General features: G+C 71.9%; 21 protein-coding genes and 1 pseudogene. 14 read left to right on the forward strand and 8 right to left on the reverse strand.

Annotated elements, in window-relative coordinates:
• The 4 genes and pseudogenes from VGD70_RS15015 to VGD70_RS15030 all read left to right on the forward strand — a co-directional run.
• Positions 1–304, forward strand: a pseudogene (locus VGD70_RS15015) (diaminopimelate decarboxylase); the annotation flags it as partial.
• A gap of 151 nt (positions 305–455) precedes the next feature.
• Positions 456–1,514 (forward strand): S1C family serine protease, encoded by a 1,059-nt coding sequence (locus tag VGD70_RS15020; protein WP_331082061.1) that lies wholly within the window; start codon positions 456–458, stop codon positions 1,512–1,514.
• 132 nt (positions 1,515–1,646) lie between these two features.
• Positions 1,647–3,449 carry an ATP-dependent zinc metalloprotease FtsH gene (gene ftsH, locus VGD70_RS15025; RefSeq protein WP_331082062.1) on the forward strand — a complete coding sequence of 601 codons (1,803 nt, stop codon included), beginning with the start codon at positions 1,647–1,649 and terminating at the stop codon, positions 3,447–3,449.
• A 122-nt stretch (positions 3,450–3,571) separates the two neighbouring features.
• Complete coding sequence (locus VGD70_RS15030; protein WP_331082081.1) at positions 3,572–4,918, forward strand: MFS transporter; 1,347 nt, start codon at positions 3,572–3,574, stop codon at positions 4,916–4,918.
• Between the two features lie 34 nt (positions 4,919–4,952).
• On the opposite strand, the gene VGD70_RS15035 is transcribed toward VGD70_RS15030, so the two are convergent.
• Entirely contained in the window at positions 4,953–5,945 is a 993-nt protein-coding gene (locus tag VGD70_RS15035; protein WP_331082063.1) for an aldo/keto reductase, read from the reverse strand.
• A gap of 194 nt (positions 5,946–6,139) precedes the next feature.
• Between VGD70_RS15035 and VGD70_RS15040 the strand changes: the two genes are divergently transcribed.
• Entirely contained in the window at positions 6,140–7,648 is a 1,509-nt protein-coding gene (locus tag VGD70_RS15040; protein ID WP_331082064.1) for an MFS transporter, read from the forward strand.
• Here VGD70_RS15040 and VGD70_RS15045 read toward each other — a convergent pair.
• Complete coding sequence (locus tag VGD70_RS15045; protein WP_331082065.1) at positions 7,602–8,546, reverse strand: phosphoribulokinase; 945 nt, start codon at positions 8,544–8,546, stop codon at positions 7,602–7,604. The two genes, VGD70_RS15040 and VGD70_RS15045, sit on opposite strands and share 47 nt — an antisense overlap.
• A gap of 116 nt (positions 8,547–8,662) precedes the next feature.
• On the opposite strand from VGD70_RS15045, the gene VGD70_RS15050 reads away from it, so the two are divergent.
• A complete protein-coding gene (locus VGD70_RS15050; RefSeq protein ID WP_331082066.1) occupies positions 8,663–9,322 on the forward strand; it encodes a response regulator transcription factor in 660 nt (219 codons plus the stop codon).
• Complete coding sequence (locus tag VGD70_RS15055) at positions 9,319–10,497, forward strand: GAF domain-containing sensor histidine kinase (RefSeq protein ID WP_331082067.1); 1,179 nt, start codon at positions 9,319–9,321, stop codon at positions 10,495–10,497. Before VGD70_RS15050 ends, VGD70_RS15055 begins: the two co-directional genes overlap by 4 nt.
• Here VGD70_RS15055 and VGD70_RS15060 read toward each other — a convergent pair whose 3' ends face one another.
• The 6 genes from VGD70_RS15060 to VGD70_RS15085 all read right to left on the reverse strand — a co-directional run bounded on the left by VGD70_RS15060 (position 10,498) and on the right by VGD70_RS15085 (position 16,622).
• Positions 10,498–11,373, reverse strand: coding sequence for a LysR family transcriptional regulator (locus VGD70_RS15060; protein ID WP_331082068.1), 876 nt, complete (start codon positions 11,371–11,373; stop codon positions 10,498–10,500). It abuts the gene before it with no gap.
• Complete coding sequence (gene cbbX / locus VGD70_RS15065) at positions 11,370–12,305, reverse strand: CbbX protein (RefSeq protein WP_331082069.1); 936 nt, start codon at positions 12,303–12,305, stop codon at positions 11,370–11,372. The genes VGD70_RS15060 and cbbX overlap by 4 nt, the downstream gene beginning before the upstream one ends.
• Entirely contained in the window at positions 12,262–12,687 is a 426-nt protein-coding gene (locus VGD70_RS15070; RefSeq protein WP_331082070.1) for a ribulose bisphosphate carboxylase small subunit, read from the reverse strand. The genes cbbX and VGD70_RS15070 overlap by 44 nt, the downstream gene beginning before the upstream one ends.
• Positions 12,688–12,698: 11 nt before the next feature.
• Complete coding sequence (locus VGD70_RS15075) at positions 12,699–14,129, reverse strand: form I ribulose bisphosphate carboxylase large subunit (protein WP_331082071.1); 1,431 nt, start codon at positions 14,127–14,129, stop codon at positions 12,699–12,701.
• Positions 14,130–14,611: 482 nt separating this feature from the next.
• Positions 14,612–15,283: a cyclic nucleotide-binding/CBS domain-containing protein gene (locus VGD70_RS15080; RefSeq protein WP_331082072.1), complete on the reverse strand. Its 672-nt coding sequence runs from the start codon at positions 15,281–15,283 to the stop codon at positions 14,612–14,614.
• On the reverse strand, positions 15,270–16,622 hold the full coding sequence (locus VGD70_RS15085; protein WP_331082073.1) for an NADH-ubiquinone oxidoreductase-F iron-sulfur binding region domain-containing protein: 1,353 nt from the start codon (positions 16,620–16,622) through the stop codon (positions 15,270–15,272). Before VGD70_RS15085 ends, VGD70_RS15080 begins: the two co-directional genes overlap by 14 nt.
• 216 nt (positions 16,623–16,838) lie before the next feature.
• Here VGD70_RS15085 and VGD70_RS15090 point away from each other — a divergent pair, with 216 nt between their 5' ends.
• From VGD70_RS15090 to nuoK, 7 genes are all read left to right on the forward strand, one after another.
• On the forward strand, positions 16,839–17,210 hold the full coding sequence (locus VGD70_RS15090) for an NADH-quinone oxidoreductase subunit A (RefSeq protein ID WP_331082074.1): 372 nt from the start codon (positions 16,839–16,841) through the stop codon (positions 17,208–17,210).
• 38 nt (positions 17,211–17,248) lie between these two features.
• On the forward strand, positions 17,249–17,704 hold the full coding sequence (locus VGD70_RS15095) for an NADH-quinone oxidoreductase subunit B family protein (RefSeq protein WP_349257500.1): 456 nt from the start codon (positions 17,249–17,251) through the stop codon (positions 17,702–17,704).
• Entirely contained in the window at positions 17,694–18,281 is a 588-nt protein-coding gene (locus tag VGD70_RS15100) for an NADH-quinone oxidoreductase subunit C (RefSeq protein WP_331082076.1), read from the forward strand. Before VGD70_RS15095 ends, VGD70_RS15100 begins: the two co-directional genes overlap by 11 nt.
• The gene (locus VGD70_RS15105; RefSeq protein WP_331082077.1) at positions 18,278–19,246 is read left to right on the forward strand and encodes a complex I subunit 1 family protein; all 969 of its coding nucleotides are present in this window, start codon (positions 18,278–18,280) and stop codon (positions 19,244–19,246) included. The genes VGD70_RS15100 and VGD70_RS15105 overlap by 4 nt, the downstream gene beginning before the upstream one ends.
• The gene (locus VGD70_RS15110; RefSeq protein WP_331082078.1) at positions 19,243–19,758 is read left to right on the forward strand and encodes an NADH-quinone oxidoreductase subunit I; all 516 of its coding nucleotides are present in this window, start codon (positions 19,243–19,245) and stop codon (positions 19,756–19,758) included. Before VGD70_RS15105 ends, VGD70_RS15110 begins: the two co-directional genes overlap by 4 nt.
• The gene (locus VGD70_RS15115; RefSeq protein ID WP_331082079.1) at positions 19,755–20,303 is read left to right on the forward strand and encodes an NADH-quinone oxidoreductase subunit J; all 549 of its coding nucleotides are present in this window, start codon (positions 19,755–19,757) and stop codon (positions 20,301–20,303) included. The genes VGD70_RS15110 and VGD70_RS15115 overlap by 4 nt, the downstream gene beginning before the upstream one ends.
• Positions 20,303–20,563 (forward strand): NADH-quinone oxidoreductase subunit NuoK (gene nuoK, locus VGD70_RS15120; protein ID WP_331082080.1); only part of this gene is annotated, 261 nt, incomplete at its 3' end. The genes VGD70_RS15115 and nuoK, both read left to right, overlap by 1 nt.

The following is a 20,563-nucleotide window of genomic DNA, read 5'->3' on the forward strand; positions in this document are numbered from 1 at the left end:
CGGCGCCCGCTACACCGCCCGGCTCGTCGGCCGCCCGGCCACCGCCCCGCCACGCGAGGTCACCATCGCCGGCCGCCACTGCGAGGCCGGCGACCTCCTCGCCACCGACGTCCCGCTCCCGGCCGACGTCCACGCCGGCGATCTCCTGGCCATCCCCTGCACCGGCGCCTACCACCTACCCCTGGCCAACAACTACAACCTGGTCTGCCGCCCCCCGCTGGTCGCGGTAGGCGCGGGAAAGCCCCGCCTGCTGGTCCGCAGGGAGGCCGAAGAGGATCTCCTCACCCGCGACGTGGGCGCCTGAGGTCCACACGGGACAGCGCGCCTGATACCAGCAGGTAGTGCGGGATTCCCGCTGGCCGGTAGGGCAGATGGTCGCTGGCCACGTCGACTCGTCGTCGCTTGGGGGCGAGCCTTGAAGTGAACCTTTTTGGGGCATGGAAAGGCGAGAAGCGATGATCAAGCACAGCATCGGTGGTCACCGGTGGAGCGGTCGCGGGCCGGCGCTGGGCGGTGTCGCCGCGGTGGCGCTGCTCCTCGCGGCCGGATGCACCGCCGGCGGGGCCACGGTCTCCGGCACGGCGGCCACCTCCACCCCCGTCGCGCAGCCGGCGCAGTCGGCGCCGTCGATCGAGCAGCAGTTCGTCCAGGTGGTCAAGACGGTCGGTCCCTCGGTGGTGCTGGTGAGCACCGACCAGGGGCTCGGGTCGGGCATCGTGTTCGACACCAAGGGTGACATCGTCACCAACAACCACGTCGTCTCGGGCAGCCACAGCTTCCAGGTGACCCTGGCCAGCGGCAAGCAGTACCCCGCCCGGCTGGTCGGCAGCTTCGCGCCCGACGACCTGGCCGTGCTGCACGTCTCCGCGCCCGGGCTGCGGGCCGCCTCGTTCGCGGACTCCAGGACCCTCTCGGTCGGTGACCTCGCGCTGGCCATCGGCAACCCGCTGGGGCTGCAGAGCAGCGTGACCGAGGGCATCGTCAGCGCGCTCGGTCGCACGGTCAACGAGGACAACGGGGTCACGCTGCCCAACGTGATCCAGACCAGCGCCGCGATCAACCCGGGCAACTCCGGCGGCGCGCTGGTCGACCTGCGGGGCCAGGTCATCGGCATCCCGACCCTGGCGGCCACCGACCCGCAGCTCGGCGGCGGCTCGGCACCGGGCATCGGGTTCGCGATCGCCAGCAACATGGTCAAGAACATCGCCACCCAGCTGATCGACCAGGGCACCGTGACCAACACCAACCGCGGCTACCTGGGCGTGCAGGTCGGCTCGACCACCAGCGGCGGGGTGCTGGTCACCCAGGTGCAGGCGGGCGGCCCCGCGGCGAGCGCCGGGATCAGGACCGGGGACCTGATCACCGCGATCAACGGCACGGCCACCCCCGACCCGACCACGCTGTCCGACGTCGTCGCCGGCCTCAAGCCCGGGCAGACCGCGAGTGTCGCGATCACCCACGCGAACGGGACCACCCAGACCGTCGAGGTCACGCTCGGCCAGTACCCGGGCTGAGCGCCCACCGGAAGGATCTCCATGATCACCAGGTCAGCTGGTGTGCACCGAACGGGCCCAGCACAGTCGGGCCCACCGCCGAACCGGCCACCCGCGCCCGCGCCGCCACCCCCGCCGCGCTGGCGGAACTGGGTGCTGCTCGCCGGAGTGATCATCACGCTGGGCCTGTTCCTGCTGCCGCTCGGGTCCTCGGGCAGTGGCGCCGAGCAGCTGAGCTACTCGCAGGTGAAGACCGATGTCTCCGCCAACCAGGTGCGTTCGGTGGCGATCGGGCCGGACGGCAACATGTCGGGCACGCTCACCAGCGGGAAGAGCTTCACCTCCAGCTATCCCACAGGGATCCAGGATCCGCAGTTCGCCCAGCTGCTCGACACCCACAAGGTGGCGGTCACCACCCAGGCGGCGCAGACCTCGATCGGCACGGTGCTGTTGAACCTGCTGCCGTTGATCCTCGTGGTCGGCCTTTTCCTCTGGATGGGCCGCTCCGCGCGCCGCCAGCTCTCGGGACTCGGCGGGATCGGCCGGGCCAAGGGCAAGGTGTTCGACACCGAGCGGCCCACGACGACCTTCGCCGACGTCGCCGGCTACGACGGCGCCAAGCGGGAGGTCACCGAGGTGGTCGACTTCCTGCGCAACCCGGACCGCTACGAGCGGGCGGGTGCGGTGGGGCCCAAGGGCGTGCTGATGGTCGGACCGCCCGGAACCGGCAAGACCCTGCTGGCCCGGGCGGTCGCCGGCGAGGCGCGGGTGCCGTTCATCTCGGTGACCGGGTCGAGCTTCGTGGAGATGTTCGTCGGGGTCGGCGCGGCCCGGGTGCGGGACCTGTTCGCCGACGCCCGCCGGCGCGCGCCGTCGATCGTGTTCATCGACGAGATCGACGCGATCGGCCGGCGCCGCGGGGGGCAGCTGGTCGCCAACGACGAGCGCGACCAGACCCTGAACCAGATGCTGGCCGAGCTCGACGGGTTCGACCCGGCCACCGGCGTGGTGGTGATCGCGGCCACCAACCGCCCCGAGGTCCTCGACCCGGCGCTGTTGCGTCCCGGCCGCTTCGACCGGCAGGTGGTGATCCCGTTGCCGACCCAGCGTGAACGCGTGGCGATCCTCACCGTGCACAGCGCGGGCAAGCCGCTCGGCGCGGACGTGGACCTCACCGTCGTGGCGCGCGGCACGCCGGGGTTCTCCGGCGCCGACCTCGCCAACCTGATCAACGAGGCGGCCATCTTCGCGGTCCGTGGCAGCCGCGAGGTGATCGCCGCGGTGGACTTCGCCGAGGCACGGGACCGGATCCTGCTCGGGCACCGGGACAGCTCCAACGCCTTGCTGCCGGAGGAGAAGCTCGCGGTCGCGGTGCACGAGAGCGGCCACGCCCTGGTGGCGGTGCTGTCCGAACACGGTGACCCGGTCGCGAAGGTGACCATCCTGCCCGCCGGCCAGGCCCTCGGCGTGACCGAGCAGCTTCCGGTCGACGAGCGCCGGCTGCACTCGGCGAGCTACCTCAAGGACTCGCTGGCCATCCGGATGGGCGGGCGCGCCGCCGAGCTGATCGTGTTCGGCGAGACGTCCACGGGCGCGGCCAACGACCTCTCCGGCGCGACCGCGCTGGCCACCCGGATGGTGCGCGAGTTCGGTATGAGCACGGTGCTGGGCCCGGTCGGGCTCGGCAGCGCCGGCCCGACGTACCTGGGCGGCGAGGAGCTCTCCAGCCGCCCGTACGCCGAGGCGACCCAGCGGGTGATCGACCGGGAGGTGGCCACGCTGCTCCGCGATGCCGAGCAGCGTGCCGTCGCCCTGCTCACCCAGCGCCGGGACGCGCTGGACCGCCTCACCGAGCTGCTGCTGGAACGCGAGACCATCGACGGCTCCGACGTCGACGCGATCCTCGGCGGCCAGACACCCGTCAGCACCAACGGCCATCCGGTAGTGAGGGGTTGAGCGCCGTGTACGGAGACGGCACGGCGACGGTGGGCCGGGTGCGGGCGGCGGTCCGGCCGTGGCGGGCGCCGGAGCATCCCAACCGCTGGCACGTGCTGGCGGTCAGCCAGGTCGCCGCGTTCATGGCCCTGCTCGACGTCAGCATCGTCAACGTGGCGCTGCCGTCGATCCAGCGTGGGCTGGGTGCGTCGGCGGGCACCGTGCAGTGGGTGGTGTCCGGCTACGCGCTGGCCTTCGGGTTGGCGCTGGTACCCGCCGGGCGGCTGGGTGACGCGCTCGGCCGGCGGTCCATGTTCCTCATCGGGCTGGCGGCGTTCGTGGTGACCAGCGCGCTGACCGGGATGGCGCCGACGATGGGACTGCTGATCGCCGCCCGGCTGCTGCAGGGGGTCGCGGGCGGCATGCTCATCCCGCAGAACTCCGGACTGATCCAGGAGCTGTTCACGGGGGCCGACCGCGGCAAGGCCTTCGGTGTCCTCGGCGCGACCGTCGGGCTGGCCACGGCGACCGGCCCCGTGGTCGGTGGCCTGATCATGGCCGTGGTCCCTGGGCCGGACGCCTGGCGCTGGGTGTTCTACGTCAACGTGCCGATCGGCCTGGTCGCCCTGGTGCTCGCGGCCCGGCTGGTGCCGCGTCCGACGACCCCGCGCGGCGCCCGCGACACGCACCTGGACCTGGTCGGCTCGCTGCTGCTCGGCGGCGGTGTCCTGAGCCTGCTCCTGCCCCTGGTGAACGCCGAGACCGGTGGCCTCACCCGGGAGTGGTGGCTGTTCGGCGTGGCCGTGGCGCTGCTGGTCGCGTTCGTCCGGTGGGAGGTCCGGGTGGCCCGCGGGGGCCGGCAGCCACTGCTCGACCCGCGGCTGGCCCGCACCCCGGGCTTCGGGTTCGGCTCGGCCATCGGGCTGGTCTACTTCGTCGGGTTCACCGGCATCTGGCTCGTGCTCGCGCTGTACATGCAGGACGGGCTGGGCTACTCGCCGCTGCGCTCCGGGCTGGCCGTGACCCCGTTCGCGCTCGGCGTCGCGGCATCGGCGGCGGTCGCCGGCCGGCTGGTGCCCCGGTTCGGGCGCCGGCTGACCGTGGCCGGGCTGATCGCGACCACGACGGGGCTGGCCGTCACCGCGCTGCTGCTGCGGGACGGCGGGACCACGGCGGTATGGGTGACGGCGCTGCCGCTGCTGGTGGCCGGGCTCGGCGGCGGCATGGTCACCTCCCCGAACATCACGCTGACCCTGCAGAACGTGCCCGTGGCCACGGCCGGCGCGGCCGGCGGTGCGCTCCAGACCGCCCAGCGGATCGGCGCGGCGATCGGCGCCGCGGTCCTGGTCACGGTCTACTACCACCTGCTCACCAGCCGCACCCACGACTACGCGGCGGCGGTGTCCGACACGCTGCTGTGTGCCTCGGGGATCATGCTGGCGGCCCTCGCGATCGCGATCGCCGACCTGGTTCGGCACAGCCAGCCCTGAGGCGCCGGCTTCCCGGCGCCTCAGGGCTGTCGGCTCACCCGCCCACGGTGGACATGTCGGGGTAACGCTCGCCGGCGGTGGCGCCCTTCGGGAAGGCCGCCTCGATCCGCGCCAGGTCCTCGGCCGTCAGCGTGACCTCGACGGCGGCGGCGTTCTCCTCGAGGTAGCGGCGGCGCTTCGTGCCCGGGATGGGGACGATGTCGCCGCCGCGACTGAGCAGCCAGGCCAGCGCGAGCTGTGCCGGGGTGGCGCCCTTCTCCTCGGCGATCGCGCGGACCTGGTCGACGAGGTCGAGGTTGCGCTGGAAGTTCTCGCCCTGGAAGCGCGCGTTGTGCCGGCGGAAGTCGTCCTCGGCGAAGTCCCCCGGCGTCCGGATCGCACCGGAGAGGAACCCGCGCCCGAGCGGGCTGTAGGCGACGAAGCCGATGCCGAGCTCGCGCACGGTCGGCAGCACCTCGTCCTCCGGGTCGCGGGTCCACAGCGAGTATTCGGTCTGCAGCGCGGAGATCGGGTGGACCGCCTGCGCGCGCCGGATCGTCGCCGGCGACGCCTCGGAGAGCCCGAGGTAGCGGACCTTGCCGGCCTCGACCAGCTCGGCCATCGCGCCGACGGTCTCCTCGATCGGCGTGTTCCGGTCGACCCGGTGCTGGTAGTAGAGGTCGACGTGGTCGACGCCGAGCCGCCGCAGCGACGCGTCACAGGCCTGGCGGACGTAGTCGGCGTCGCCCCGGACGCCGAGCCGCTCGCCGTTCGGGCCGCGTACGTTGCCGAACTTCGTCGCCAGCACGACCTCGTCGCGACGGCCGGCGATCGCGCGCCCGACGAGCTCCTCGTTGGTGAACGGCCCGTACATGTCGGCCGTGTCGACGAAGGTGACGCCGAGCTCGAGCGCCCGGTGGATCGTCGCGACGGCCTCGTCGTCATCGGTGTGGCCGTAGAACTCGGACATGCCCATGCAGCCGAGCCCGAGTGGGGACACCTCGAGTCCCTGGCTGCCGAGTGTGCGTGTTGTCGTGTTTGTTGTCATCGTTCCTCCGTGTCATCGGCAGTACACACCGCCACGATCCGCGCTCGGTCCGGGCCCTGTCGTCACGGTGAGCGTCCATCCGCACTGGCCGCTAGCGGGAATCCGGGGACTGCCGCTGGCGGCGATGCCCCACCCGGTGCGCCGCGCGATGCTGGCCGGGGAGCCCTGATCGACGCCGAGCGAGGGGACAGGCGATGACGCAGACCATGACCACGGCGGGCACACCCGGTGGCGTGGTGCGCACGCTGGTTCCCGCGCGGATCGACCGGTTGCCCTGGTCGAGGTTCCACACCCGGCTGGTGATCGCGTTCGGCGTGGCGTGGATCCTCGACGGCCTGGAGATCACCGTGGCGAGCGCGGTGGCGGGGGCGCTGACGAAGTCCCAGACGCTGGGCCTGTCCGCGGCGGCCGTCGGGCTGATCGCGACCGTCTACCTCGCCGGCGAGGTGGTCGGCGCGCTGTTCTTCGGCAGGCTGTCGGACAAGCTCGGCCGGCGCAAGCTGTTCATGATCACGTTGGCGGTGTACCTGTGCGGCAGCGGCCTGACCGCGTTGACGCTGGGCAGCGGCGCCGGGTGGGTGGTCTTCCTGTACGCCACCAGGTTCGTCGCGGGCATGGGCATCGGCGGTGAGTACGCGGCCATCAACTCCGCGATCGACGAGCTGATCCCGGCGCGCTACCGGGGCCGGGTGGACATCGCGGTCAACGGCACCTACTGGGCCGGCGCGATCATCGGCACGCTCAGCACGTTCATCCTGCTCAACGTGATCAACCTGTCGCTCGGCTGGCGGCTCGGCTTCCTGATCGGTCCCGTGCTGGCGCTGGTGATCCTGCTGGTGCGGCGGAACCTGCCGGAGAGCCCCCGGTGGCAGGTGACGAACGGCCGGGCCGCGGAGGCCGAGGCGACCGTCACGCGGATCGAGCACGCGGTCGAGGCGGCGGGGCACCCGCTCGCGCCGGTCGACGAGAACGCGGCCATCGTGCTGCGGCCCGCGGACAAGATCGGCTACCTCGCGCTGACGAGGGTCCTGTTCCGGCGCTATCCCCGCCGCGCGGTGCTCGGCGCGTCGCTGATGATCACCCAGTCGTTCCTCTACAACGCGATCTTCTTCACCTACACCCTGGTGCTCGGCAACTTCTACGGCGTCTCCGCGCAGTCCGCGCCGCTGTACCTGATCGTCTTCGCGGTGGGGAACCTGCTCGGCCCGCTGACGATCGGCCACCTGTTCGACACGGTCGGCCGGCGCAGGATGATCTCCGGCACCTACCTCGTGTCCGGCGCCCTGCTGGCCGTCACCGCGGTCCTGTTCTACGCGGGCGCGCTCACCGCGGTGACCCAGACCATCGCCTGGTGCGTCATCTTCTTCTTCGCCTCCGCCGGTGCCAGCTCGGCCTACCTGACGGTGAGCGAGATCTTCCCCATCGAGGTCCGGGCGAAGGCGATCGCGGTGTTCTTCGCCATCGCGCAGTGCTTCGGCGCCATGGGCCCGCTCGTCTACGGCGCGCTGATCGGCACCGGCACCCAGCGCTTCCCGTTGTTCCTCGGCTTCCTGCTCGGCGCGGCCGTGATGGCGGTGGGCGGCGTGATCGCCGCGTTCCTCGGCGTCGACGCGGAGGGCAGGTCCCTCGAGGAGATCGCCACGCCGCTGGGTGCGGTCAGGTCGACGCGTTCAGCAGGTGGTACAGCAGTAGCAGCTGGGTGATCGCCATCGGCTCGCTGCGGCGGGTCGGGGTGATCTGGCCCAGGCAGGGGGGCGGCTCGCCCGGCTGGTCCAAAGTAGACCAGATCGCCTTCTGGACGGTGCGGGCCTCCTCGTTCGGGACGTAGCCGTGGACGTGCAGGGTGTCGCACGGGCGGCCGTCCGGGTCCCGTTCGAGCTTCAGGTGGATCGCGCGGTGGTTGGTCGGCACGAGTACCGCGTTCAGGTCGGGATGCCGGATCGTGGGGCGCAGCATCAGCTCCGCCGACAGGGGTGTCCCAGGTGGATCGTCGCGGACGGGGATGGGGGCGAAGCGCACCACGATGTCCGCGTGGTGCTGCTGCGGCCGGATGTGGGCCGCCGACTCCGCCTCCCGCCTGTCCAGCTCGGCGTGCACCTGCTCGGCCGTGTAACCCCGCTTCGCCGTGTCCCTGGCCACCTTCCAGCCCCGCCGGATGTCCTCCGGCGGGTTGAGGAACACCGCCACCTCGAAGCACGCCCGGGACAGCTTGCTGACCAACGGAAGCAGCCCCTCGACGATGATGAAGTCGTTGGGCTCCACCAGCTCCGGCCGCGCGAGCTGGCCGGTGCTGTGGTCGTACACCGGCTTCAGGATCGGCTGCCCGGTGGCCAGCAGCTGCAGGTGCTGTTCCATGATCTCGACGTGGTTGCAGTCCGGGTGCAGCGCCGTGAACGGCTTTCCCCTGCGCTCCAGCCGGTCGAACCGGTGGTAGTCGTCCACGCACACGGCGACGCAGCGCTCCGGACCGAGTGCCTGCACCAGCCCCCGGGTGAGCGTGGTCTTGCCGGCCGCGCTGTCGCCGGCGATGGCGAGCAGCACTGGCCGGCGCGGACGCTGGTCCGCGGCGGCCCTGGCGATGCGTACTGCCTTGTCCGGCATGGTTGCGACGCTAGGCCGCGGCCCGCCGGAGCACGCCCCCCGGACCGGGGATCGGCGAGGGGATTTCCCCGGTCGGGCGGCTGACATCGGGTGTTGACCACCGTATCGTTCGGTGAATGGCGCAAACGCCAGTGCGTGTCGTGCTGGTCGACGACCACGAGATGGTCCTCCAGGGTCTGAAGTCGATGCTCACCCCGTTCCGCGGCCGGATTCGCGTGGTGGGCCAGGCGATCGGCGCGGAGGACGCGGTGCGGGTGGTGAGCGGCCTCAACCCCGACATCGTGCTGTGCGACGTACGCCTGCAGAGCGCCAGCGGCCTCGACCTGTGCCGGCGGCTGCTGGAGCTCGAACCGAGCCGGCGGGTGGTGCTGCTCAGCGTGTACGACGACGAGCAGTACCTGTTCCAGGCGGTCCGCGCCGGCGCCGTCGGCTACCTGCTCAAGAAGATCACCGGGGAGGAGCTGGTCCGCCAGCTCGAGCGGGTCCGCGACGGCGAGCGGGTCATCGACTCCGCGCTCGCCGGCCGGGCGGTGGACACCGCCGCGCGGCTGGCCGCGGGCGAGTTCTGGCCCGGCGCCCGGCACGGCCTCACCCACCGGGAGAGCGAGGTCCTGTCCCTGATGGTCACCGGCATCTCCAACCGGGGCATCGCGCAACGGCTGATCGTCGGCGAGGAGACGGTCAAGAGCCACCTGCGCTCGATCTACCGCAAGCTCGAGGTGTCCGACCGGGCCGGCGCGGTGGCGGTGGCGCTGCGCGAGGGGATCTACCGATGATCGCCGCCGGCGAGCTGGAGCGGGAGAACGCGCTGCTGCTCGCGATCATCCAGGCGACCTCGGAGGGGCCCGGGGTCGAGCCGGTGGCCGCCGCGGTGGCCCGGCTGATCGCCGACGCCACCACGACCGACGCCTGCTTCGTGCACGTCCTCGACGACGCCGGCCGCTCGCTCACGCTGGCCGGCGCGACCCCACCGTTCGACGTCGCCGGGCAGGTGCGGCTGCCGCTGGGCACCGGGGTCACCGGCTGGGTCGCGAGCCACCGCACGCCCGCGGTCATCGTGGAGCACAAGGAGGCCGACCCGCGCTACCAGCCGATCCCCGCGCTGCGCGGCTCGGAGTTCACGTCGATGGCGTCGGTGCCGATGGAGAGCGACCTGGCCGGGCTGGTCGGCGTGCTCAACGTGCACACCCGGCTGCGCCGCCAGTTCACCGAGCGGGACGTGCGGCTGCTCACGATGATCGGCCGGCTGGTGGCCGGCGCGGTCCACCAGGCGCGGCTGCACCGCCAGCTCGCCGGCCGGGAACGCGCGCACGAGCGGTTCGTCGAGCAGGTCGTCGCGGCGCAGGAGGCCGAGCGGCGGCGGCTGGCCGGCGACATCCACGACGGCATCTCCCAGCGGTTGGTCAGCCTGGGCTACCACCTGGACGCCGCGGACCGCACGGTCACCGACGACCCGGGCTACGCGGCGGCGCAGATCGTCCTCGCGCGGCAGCTCGCCGACCTCACGCTGGACGAGGCACGCGCGGCGATCGGCGGCCTGCGCCCACCCGTGCTCGACGACCTCGGGCTCGCCGGCGGGCTCGCGAGCCTCGCGCGCACGACCCCGGACCTGGAGATGGTCCTGGATCTCGCCGACCACCGGCTGCCCGAGCACATCGAGGTGGCGCTGTACCGGATCGCGCAGGAGGCGCTGCAGAACGTCCAGAAGCACGCGGGCGCCACGTCCACGCGGCTCACGTTCGGCGTCGAGGACGGCACCGGCCGGCTGGAGATCCGCGACGACGGCGTCGGGTTCGACACCGGCCCCGGCCAGGCGCAGGGCTACGGGCTCGTCGGGATGGCCGAGCGGGCCGAGCTGATCGGCGGCAGCCTGCGGATCCGGTCCCGCCCCGGCTCGGGCACGTCGGTGCAGGTCGCGGTGCCGCTCGGCGGGGCCGCGACCGGGTGCTGATCAGCCCGCGGGCAGAGCCCAGCGGTGGTCGGTGAGCAGGTGCGCGACCAGCAGCTCGGTGCTCGCGGTGGTGCTGCGGTGGGTCACGACGTGCCAGGGCCTGTCCAGCGGGGTGCCCGGCACCGGCAGCTCCACGAGCTGGCCCGCGGCGAGCTTCTCGGCGACCGCCTCGCGGGCCACCAGCGTGACGCCGAGCCCGGCGACCGCGCCCGCGACGACCGCGCCGTGCGAGCCGAGCGCGAGCTGGGCCGGCTCGACGTCCAGGGTGCCGAGCACGGCCAGGCACGTGGCCCGCACGCCGGAGCCCTGCTCCCGCATCAGCCAGGTGGCCCCGCCCGGGTTGAAGTCGGCGGCCAGCGCCGGCCGGCCGACCACGACCAGCGTGTTCGACCGGACCGCGCGGACCCGCCCCCGGGTGCCTTCCGGCGGCCGGCCGGCCACGACCAGGTCGACCTCGTGGTGGCTGAGCATCGGCCACACCGCGTCGCGCGGCGCGACCTGCAGGCGCAGCTGGCTGCGTGCGTGCGTGGCGCGGAACGACGTGAGCAGGTCCGGCAACACGTGCTCGCCCGCGGTGGTCACCGCCGCGATCCGGATCAGGCCCTCGCCGGGGCGAACCTGGTCGCGCGCGGCGGCCTCGGCCTGCTCGTGCAGCCCCAGGATGGTCCGGGCGTAGTCGGCGTAGCGCTCGCCGGCCGGGGTGAGCCGCACGCCGCGGCCGTTGCGTTCCAGCAGCGCCACACCGACGTCCTTGACCAGCGAGGTGATCGCCGCGGAGACCGCCGACTCGGTGATGTAGAGCCGCTCGGCCGCCGCCCGGACCGACCCGGTCTCGGCGACCTCGACGAAGGCCCGGAGCCTGGCGTTGGTGGTCACTGCCCAGGATCCTCCTCCCGGAACACGCGGCTGGCCAGCAGGTCCGCGGGCTCCAGGGTGGTCAGCTCGGCCCTGCCGACCTCGCGCGTCCCGGCCACGAGCCGGCGGGCCTGGCGCAGCCGGGCCCGCTCGACCGCGTTGCGGACGCTGCGCGCGTTGGCGAAGCGCGGCCGGCGCATCCGGCGGTCGAGGTAGCCGCGCAGCACCGGCAGGGCGGCCGGGGAGAAGGTGTAGCCGAGCTCGGCGACCATCAGCCGGCCGATCTCGTCCAGCTCGTCCACGGTGAAGTCGGGGAAGTCGACGTGGTGTGCGATCCGCGAGCTCATCCCGGGGTTGGAGCGGAAGAACTCGTCCATCTTGTCCGCGTACCCGGCGAGGATCACGACCAGGTCGTCGCGGTTGTTCTCCATCACCTGCAGCAGGATCTCGATGGACTCCTGGCCGTAGTCGCGCTCGTTGTCCGCGCGGTAGAGGTAGTACGCCTCGTCGATGAACAGCACGCCGCCCATCGCGCGCTTGACGACCTCCTTCGTCTTGGGCGCGGTGTGCCCCACGTACTGGCCGACGAGGTCGTCGCGGCCGACCGCGACCAGGTGCCCGCGCCGCAGGTAGCCGAGCCTGGCCAGCAGGTCGGCGATGCGGACCGCGACGGTGGTCTTGCCGGTGCCCGGGCTGCCGGTGAAGCACAGGTGCAGGTTCGGCCGCTGGGTGTCGATGCCGAACCGGGCGCGCACGCGGTCCACCAGCAGCAGCGCGGCGAGCTCGCGGATGCGTTCCTTGACCGGCGCGAGGCCGACCAGCTCGCGGTCCACATCGGACAACAGATCGTCCACACCGGACAGCTTGCGCTCCGCCGCGAGGTCGACGACCGCGTCGGCGGGAAGCGGCTCAGGCGCCGGGGTATCGGTCTCCTGGCGGCCGCTCCACCGCATAGGAATGCGTGGTGTAGCGAATTCGGCGATCGCTGGCCTCCTGGCGGTCCAGCCGGAAGCCCGGCTCAGGGTCCGGGCGCTGCACGAGGAACGACAGCGCGGTGGTCTGCCGGCCGAGCCGGGCGTCGTAGGCGTTGACCTTGACATAGCTGCGCGGGTACGCGGTGCGGCAGGCGTCGACCTCGAGCATCACCCCGGCGGGGTCGGCGAGGTCGAACATCGGCAGGCCCCACATCTCCCAGTAGGAGTTGCGCGGGTGCGGGTCGTCGGTGAACTCCACCGACAGCGGCCAGCCGTTCGCGAGCGCGTAGGCGAGCTGCGCGGTGATCTCCTCGTCGGTCAGGTCCGGCAGGTAGGAGAAGGTGCCCTGGGTGATCCGCATGCTCTCGCTCCTCAGCCCGGGGTCGGCGTGACCACGACGTCGGGGGTGTCCGTGGACGTGTAGTCGAACGTGATGTCGCCCCACGTGGCGAGCGCGACGTCGAGCTCGCGGCAGCGCTGCGCGGCGGCCTTGAGGATGTCCTCGCCCTCGGTGCGGAAGTCCCGGCCCTCGTTGCGCGCCTTGATCATCGCCTCGACCGCGACCCGGTTCGCGGTGGCGCCGGCGCTGATCCCCATGGGGTGGCCGATGGTGCCGCCGCCGAACTGGAGGACGACGTCCTCGCCGAGGTAGTGGAGCAGCTGGTGGGTCTGCCCGGCGTGGATCCCGCCGGAGGCCACTGGCATGACGCCGGGCAGCGAGCACCAGTCCTGGTCGAAGTACAGGCCCTTCACCGGGTCGGCGTCGACGTGGTCGAGGCGCAGCGTGTCGTAGTAGCCGGCGACCGCGTTGGGGTCGCCCTCGAGCTTGCCGACGACCGTGCCCGCGTGAATGTGGTCGACCCCGGCCAGGCGCATCCACTTGGCGATCACCCGGAAGTTGACGCCGTGGTTCTTCTGCCGGGTGTAGGTGCTGTGGCCGGCGCGGTGCAGGTGCAGCAGCAGGCCGTTGGCCCTGGCCCAGTTGCCCATCGACTGGATCGCCGTGTAGCCGATGGTGAGGTCGATCATGATGATGACGCTGCCGATGTCCTTCGCGAGCTCGGCCCGCTCGTACATGTCCTCCATGGTGGCGCCGGTGACGTTGAGGTAGTGGCCCTTGATCTCGCCGGTCGCCGCCTGCGCGCGGTTGACCGCCTCCATGCAGAACAGGAAGCGGTCGCGCCAGCGCATGAACGGCTGGGAGTTGATGTTCTCGTCGTCCTTGGTGAAGTCCAGCCCGCCGCGCAACGCCTCGTAGACCACCCGGCCGTAGTTGCGGGCGGACAGGCCGAGCTTGGGCTTGGTCGTCGCGCCGAGCAGCGGCCGGCCGTACTTGTTGAGGTACTCCCGCTCCATCACGATGCCGTGCGGCGGGCCCTGGAACGTCTTGACGTAGTGCGCCGGGATGCGCATGTCCTCCAGCCGCAACGCCTTCAGCGCCTTGAACCCGAACACGTTGCCGATGATCGAGGACGTGAGGTTGGCGATCGAGCCCTCCTCGAACAGGTCGAGGTCGTAGGCGATCAGCGCGATGAACTGGCCGGGCGCGTTCGGCACGGCGTCCACCCGGTAGCACTTGGCCTGGTAGTGGTCGTAGGCCGTGAGCCGGTCGGTCCACACGACGGTCCACGTCGCGGTGGAGGACTCGCCGGCCACCGCCGCACCCGCCTCCTCCGGCGGCACGCCGTCCTGCGGCGTGATCCGGAACGCGGCCAGGATGTCGGTGGGCCTGGGCTCGTAGTCCGGCTGCCAGTAGCCCATCTCCGCGTAGGGAATGACTCCGGCGTGCCAACGGTCCGACACTTGGTCCTCCTCGCGTCCGCGGACTTCAGCGTGGCTCAGGCGGTTCGCGTTGTCCATCAAGTATCGGGGCCCGACGGTCAAGTGATCGCTCAACTGTCGAGGTGCTCGCCGGTGGGTGTCAGCCGGAGCAGCACGCACTCGGCAGCCCACCGGCCCGACCTGTCTCGTAGATCATCGTGTGAAGTCATGCGCGCCGACCACCGGAACCTCAGGGGACCGTGACGACACCCAACCACCACCCACCCCGATACCCGCACCATCCGCCGGGACGCAACGCACACTTGTAATCCCGGGGAGGCGGACTAGTCCTGCGCCGACCACCGGAACCTCAGGGGACCGTGACGGCACCCAGCCACCATCCACCTCGATACCCGCACCATTCGCCGGGACGCAACGCACACTTTTAATCCCGGGGAGGCGGACCAGCCGGAACGCAACGCACACTTTAAATCCCGGGGAGGCGGACTAGCGAGGTCGGACCCTCACCGGCGCCGCCACCCCGGTGACGGGTGCACCGCGCGCTGCAGTTCTGGCAACTCGGCCAGCACCGCCTCGCGCAGCGCGGCTCTGTCCTGCGTGGACAGTGCCTTGAGGGTGGCCGCGTCCGGGGGCAGCGGCAGCCGCAACGACCAGCTGCCGAGCAGCAGGCCGAGCAGGTCGCCGAGGTCCTGCTCGGCGTCCGGGGTGCCGCGGGCGCCGAGCAGGCACCGTTGCAGCTTGCGGCGCTCCCGGATCGAGAACGTCAGCGGGTCGCGCAGCACCGCCCACTCGCCGCCGGCCAGCGCGATCCGCTGCCCGGCGAGGAGCACGTCGCGCACCGACACCACGCCGGTGACCCGGCCGTCCTCGGTGACCACCAGGTGCCGGATCCGGTGCGCGGCCATCTCCGCCGCCGCCTCGTAGATCTCCCAGTCCGGCTCGACGGTGACCACCTCGCGGGTCATCAGCGCCGCGGCCGGCGTGTGGTCGAGGTCGCTCGCCTCGGCGACGGCCTTGAGCAGGTCCCGCTCGGTGAGGATGCCGGACAGGACGCCGCCGGTGAGCACCACCGCGGAGCCCACCCCCGCGTGGACCATCACCTCGGCGGCGGTGCGCAGCGAGTCGGCCGGCTCGACCGACACGATCTCGGCGCCGACGAGGTCACCGACCTTCACGGAAGCTCCAGTCCGGTTGCTTCAACCGGTAGCGGTCGTCGTAGGCGAACCGCCCGGTCGTCTCGTCGTAGTCGGTCATCTTCGGCACCGGCAGGTCGCGGGGGAGCGGGCACGGCCGGCCGAGGTGCGCGCGGAACTCCTCGTCGAACCGGGACAGCGCGCTGCGCACGAGCGCGGCCTCGCCGGTGGGCAACGCGCAGCGCCGGCCGCCGGTGACCGTCTCGCACTTGGCCACGATCGTGCCGAGGTCCTTCTCGGTGCCGTCGCCGGCCTCGATGCGGGCCAGGCACTCGGTGATCGAGCGGGTGCCCTGCTTGCACGCCGGGCACTGGGCGCACGACTCGATCGCCAGGAACCGGGAGAAGGCCAGCGTCGCCGCGACGATGCACGCCGAGTCGTCGTAGACCACGAGTCCCGCGGAGCCGAGGCTGGTGCCGGCGGCGGCCATCGAGTCGAAGTCCAGCGGGGTGTCCAGCTGCGCGCCGGTGAGCAGGCCGCCGGACGCGCCGGGGAACACGGCCTTGACCCGGCGGCCCCCGGCCACCCCGCCGGCCGCGACGTCGACGAGCACCCGCAGCGGCAGGCCGAGCGGCAGCTCGTGCACGCCGGGCCGGCGCACGTCGCCGGAGATCGTGAACACCGTGCTGCCCGGCGAGCTGGCGGTCCCCGACGAGCGGAACCACGCGATGCCGCGGCGCAGGATCTCGGGCACGTGCGCGAGCGTCTCCACGTTGTTCATCACCGTGGGGTTGCGCGAGTCCCGCCGGGCGAACGGCCCGATCTGGTACGGCGGAAAGATCCTCGGCAGCGGGGCGCCGCACTCGATGACCTCGATCGCCGCCTTCTCCTCACCGAACAGGTACTCGTCCGGCCCGAGGACCAGCTGGATGGGCACCGACCCCAGCAGGTTCGCGGAACGCAGCTCGGCGAGCGCGACCAGGAGCTTCTCGATCTCCCGCTCGAACCGCCGCTTGATCACCACGAACGCGCGGCTCGCGCCGACCGCGAACGCGGCGATCGCGAGCCCTTCCAGGAGCTGGTAAGGGTTCCGGCGGATCAGGAAGCGGTCCTTGAACGTGCCGGGCTCGCCCTCGGCGGCGTTGGCCACGACGTAGGTGGTGGGGCAGGCCGCCGCACGCACGGCCGCCCACTTGGTCGCGGTGGGGAAACCGGCACCGCCGCGACCACGCAGGCCGGCCGCCGCGATCGTCGCGATCACCCCGTCCGGGCCGCGTCGCTCGGCGGCGGAAAGGCCCTCGCCGCCGCCGAGCGACACGTAGTCCGAGACGGTGGCCACCGGCTCGGTCAGCGCGAGGATCCGTTGCGTGCCAACAGTCATCGGGGTCGCCTTTCTGGCGGGCTCACCCCGACGCTAACCGCTGGGCGCGGAATGTCTTCCCCCGGCGGAGGTAGCCCAGGGGGCAGGTCGACAGTCAAGTGTTCGGTTGCCGGTCGTGCGGCAATTCTTGATGGACGACTGAGGAATTGAGCCTTCATCATCGTAGGCACACCATTTCCTTCAAGGACCCGGTGCGCCGGGACGGAGGTGTCGCCGGTGGACGGCTATTTCGGGTCGTACGCACTGTTCGGTGTGCTGCTGGCGGTCGGCGTGGTGATCTTCGCCGGTGCGGTCGGGGTGAACCGGCTCCTCCGGCCACACCGGCCCAACCCGCGCAAGCTCTCCAGCTACGAGTGCGGGGTGGACCCGGTCGGCGGCGGCTGGGCGCAGTCCTATGTGCGCTATTACGTCTTCACCTTCCTCTACGTGATCTTCGCGGTCGACGCCGTCTTCCTGTTCCCCTGGGCGACCGTCTTCGCCGCGCCGGGCTTCGGCCTCGCCACGCTCGTGGAGATGTTCGTGTTCCTCGGTTTCGTCGCCGCCGGAATCCTCTACGCCTGGCGCAAGGGAGTGCTCTCGTGGGTGTGATCGACCTGCCGGCGCCACGCGTCGGACCGGGCCTCGACGTGCCGAAGCCGATGCGGTTCGTGCTGAACTGGGGTCGCAGGTATTCGTTGTGGGTGTTCAACTTCGGGCTCGCGTGCTGCGCGATCGAGTTCATCGCGGCGTCGATGAGCCGGCACGACTTCATGCGGCTCGGCGTCATCCCGTTCGCCCCGAGCCCCCGGCAGGCCGACCTGATGGTGGTGTCCGGCACGGTCACCGACAAGATGGCGCCCGCCGTGCTGCGGCTCTACGAGCAGATGCCCGAGCCCAAGTACGTGATCTCCTTCGGCGCCTGCGCCGACTGCGGCGGCCCGTACTGGGACTCCTACTGCGTCACCAAGGGCGTCGACCAGCTCGTGCCGGTCGACGTGTACGTGCCGGGCTGCCCGCCGCGGCCGGAGGCGTTGCTGCACGGGATCATGCGGCTGCAGGACAAGATCGCGGCCGAGGACCTGGCTGGCCGGGATGACTCCTGACGAGCTGGTCACCGCGGTCGAGGGAACGTTCGGCGTGTCGGTGACCACCGAGCTCACCCGCGGCGAGCTGTGCGTGACCTGCCAGCCGGACGACTGGATCGACGTGCTCACCTTCGCCCGCGACACCCTCGGCTGCGCGTTCTTCGACTGGCTCTCCGCCGTGGACGAGCCGGACACCGAACCGCCGGGGGTCGACGTGGTGTCGCATGTGTACTCCCCGCGCGGCCGGCACCGGCTGCTGCTGCGCACCAGGCTGGCGCGTGGCCACCAGCACCTGCCGACCGCCACGACCGTCTACAAGGGAGCGAACTGGCACGAGCGGGAGACCGCGGAGATGTTCGGCGTGACGTTCGACGGCCACCCGAACCCGCTGCCGCTGCTGCTGCCGGACGGCTTCGTCGGCACCCCGCTGCGCAAGGAGTTCGTGCTGGCCTCGCGGGTGGCCAAGCAGTGGCCCGGCGAGGTGAACCCGGGGCAGTCGCTGCGCGAGCTCGCCCCGCGGCGCCGGCGCAACCTGCCGCCCGGCGTGCCCGACCCCGACAGGTGGGGCCCGTCGGCGAAGCCGGTCGAGCCGTGACCGTGGCCGGCCTGCTGGACGTCGTGCTGCGGCTGGGCATCGTGGTCGTCGCGTTCCTGCTGCTGCCGCTGCTCGTGGGACAGCTGGAGCACAAGGCCATGGCGCACATGCAGGCCCGGCTCGGCCCGATGCACGCGGGCGGGTTCCACGGCTGGGCGCAGCTCCTCGCGGACGGCGTGAAGTTCGTGCAGAAGGAGCACGTGGTCCCGAGCGCGGCGGACCGGTCGGTGTTCTCCATCGCGCCGGCGGTCGCGCTGCTGCCGTACCTGCTCGTGCTGCTGGTGATCCCGGTCGGGCCCGGCCTGGTGGCCGTCGACCTGGACCTCGGGCTGTTCTTCGCGCTCGCGGTGATGAGCCTGTCCGTGCTCGGCTCGATCATGGCCGGCTGGGCGAGCGGCAACAAGTACGCCTTGCTCGGCGGGCTGCGGACGGCCGCGCAGCTGATGGCCTACGAGCTGCCGCTGGTGCTCGCCGCCGCCTCGGTCGCGATGGCCGCGGGCACCCTGTCGCTGACCGGCATCGTGACCGCCTGGCAGCCGTGGTGGCTGCTCTGGCAGGCGCCGGCCGCCGCGGTGTTCCTGGTCGCGGGCCTCGCCGAGCTGGCCCGGCCGCCGTTCGACATGCCGGTGGCCGACTCCGAGATCGTCCTCGGGCCCTACACCGAGTACACCGGCATCCGGTTCGCGCTGTTCCTGCTCGCCGAGTACGCCGGCATCGTCGTGGTGTGCGCGCTCGGCGCGGTGCTGTTCCTCGGCGGCTGGCGCGGGCCCTTCGCCGACGCCACGCTCGGTCCACTGTGGATGCTGGGGAAGGTCTTCCTGCTCGCGTTCGTGGTGATCTGGGTGCGGGTGAGCAACCCCCGGCTGCGGGCCGACCAGCTGCAACGGCTGGCCTGGCAGGTGCTTGTCCCGGTGACGCTGGCGCAGCTGGCGTTGACCGGCGTGGTGAAGGTGGTGACCGCGTGAACGGTCTCGGGGTCCTCAAGGGCCTGCTGGTGACGCTGCGGACGATGACGCGCCGCTCGGTCACCCGCCAGTACCCGGAGGTGCGGCCCGAGCTGGCGCCGCGCAGCCGCGGGGTGATCGCGTTGCTGGAGGAGAACTGCACCTCGTGCATGTTGTGCGCGCGGGAGTGCCCGGACTGGTGCATCTACATCGAGTCGAGCAAGGAGACGCTCCCGGCCGAGGTGGAGGGTGGCCGCGAGCGCAGCCGCAACGTGCTGGAGCGCTTCGCGATCGACTTCTCGCTGTGCATGTACTGCGGGATCTGCATCGAGGTGTGCCCGTTCGACGCGTTGTTCTGGACCCCCGAGTTCGAGTACGCGGAGTACCAGATCGCCGAGCTCACCCACGAGCGGGACGTCCTGCGGGAGTGGATGTGGACGGTGCCCCCGCCGCCGGCTGCCGACCCCGGCGCCGGGCGGGCGAAGGAGATCGTCGACGCGCTGCGCGTCGACGAGGCCGGTGGCCGGCAGTGACCGGCCTGGAGCTCGCGTTCGTGCCGCTCGGCGCGGTGGCGCTGGGTGCCGCGGTGCTGGTGGTGACCACGAAGGCGCTCGTGCACGCGGCGCTGTGGCTGGTGCTGTCCTTCGCCGCGCTGGCGGGCTGCTTCCTGCTGCTCACCGCCGAGCTGGTGGCCTGGGTGCAGGTGCTGATCTACGCCGGCGCGGTCATCGTGCTGCTGCTGTTCGGGATCATGCTCACCAAGGCGCCGATCGGCGAGACGTCCGATGTGGACAGCGGGAACCGGCCGGCGGCGCTCGTGGTCGCGCTCGGCACCGCGGCCACGCTCGGCACCGTGGTGGTGTCCGGCTTCGGCACCGCCTACGTGGATCTCGGCGGTGCGCCGGCCGGCGGCGCGCAGACCGTCGGCGCGGCCGTGTTCCGGTACTGGGTGCTGCCGTTCGAGGCGTTGTCCGTGGTGCTGCTGGCCGCGCTGATCGGCGCGATCGTGCTGTCCCGCGGTGACATCGGCCCGCGCCCGGACTCGCGCACCGGCCCTGCCGACGGCGGGGCCGGCTGATGCACCTCGGCTACCCGGTCGTGCTCGCCGCGCTGCTGTTCTCCGTCGGCGTGTACGGCGTGCTCGCCAGGCGCAACGCGATCCTGGTGCTGATGTCGGTCGAGCTGATGCTCAACGCGGTCAACGTCAACCTCGTGACCTTCGACAGCTGGCTCGCCGACCGGTTCGCCACCGGGCAGGTGCTGACCCTGTTCGTGATCGTCATCGCGGCGGCCGAGGTCGGCCTCGGGCTCGCGATCGTCCTGCTGGTGTACCGGAAC

Source organism: Actinophytocola sp., assembly GCF_036402745.1.
Classification (GTDB): Bacteria; Actinomycetota; Actinomycetes; order Mycobacteriales; family Pseudonocardiaceae; genus Actinophytocola.

Bases quoted from the DNA above. Each gene is read 5' to 3' on its own strand.
- VGD70_RS15050 (WP_331082066.1), top strand. From the start codon at position 8,663: ATGGCGCAAACGCCAGTGCGTGTCGTGCTGGTCGACGACCACGAGATG.
- VGD70_RS15100 (WP_331082076.1), top strand. From the start codon at position 17,694: ATGACTCCTGACGAGCTGGTCACCGCGGTCGAGGGAACGTTCGGCGTG.
- VGD70_RS15020 (WP_331082061.1), top strand. From the start codon at position 456: ATGATCAAGCACAGCATCGGTGGTCACCGGTGGAGCGGTCGCGGGCCG.
- VGD70_RS15040 (WP_331082064.1), top strand. From the start codon at position 6,140: ATGACGCAGACCATGACCACGGCGGGCACACCCGGTGGCGTGGTGCGC.
- VGD70_RS15035 (WP_331082063.1), bottom strand. From the start codon at position 5,945: ATGACAACAAACACGACAACACGCACACTCGGCAGCCAGGGACTCGAG.
- VGD70_RS15030 (WP_331082081.1), top strand. From the start codon at position 3,572: ATGGCCCTGCTCGACGTCAGCATCGTCAACGTGGCGCTGCCGTCGATC.
- cbbX (WP_331082069.1), bottom strand. From the start codon at position 12,305: ATGCGGTGGAGCGGCCGCCAGGAGACCGATACCCCGGCGCCTGAGCCG.
- VGD70_RS15085 (WP_331082073.1), bottom strand. From the start codon at position 16,622: ATGACTGTTGGCACGCAACGGATCCTCGCGCTGACCGAGCCGGTGGCC.
- VGD70_RS15055 (WP_331082067.1), top strand. From the start codon at position 9,319: ATGATCGCCGCCGGCGAGCTGGAGCGGGAGAACGCGCTGCTGCTCGCG.
- VGD70_RS15045 (WP_331082065.1), bottom strand. From the start codon at position 8,546: ATGCCGGACAAGGCAGTACGCATCGCCAGGGCCGCCGCGGACCAGCGT.
- VGD70_RS15070 (WP_331082070.1), bottom strand. From the start codon at position 12,687: ATGCGGATCACCCAGGGCACCTTCTCCTACCTGCCGGACCTGACCGAC.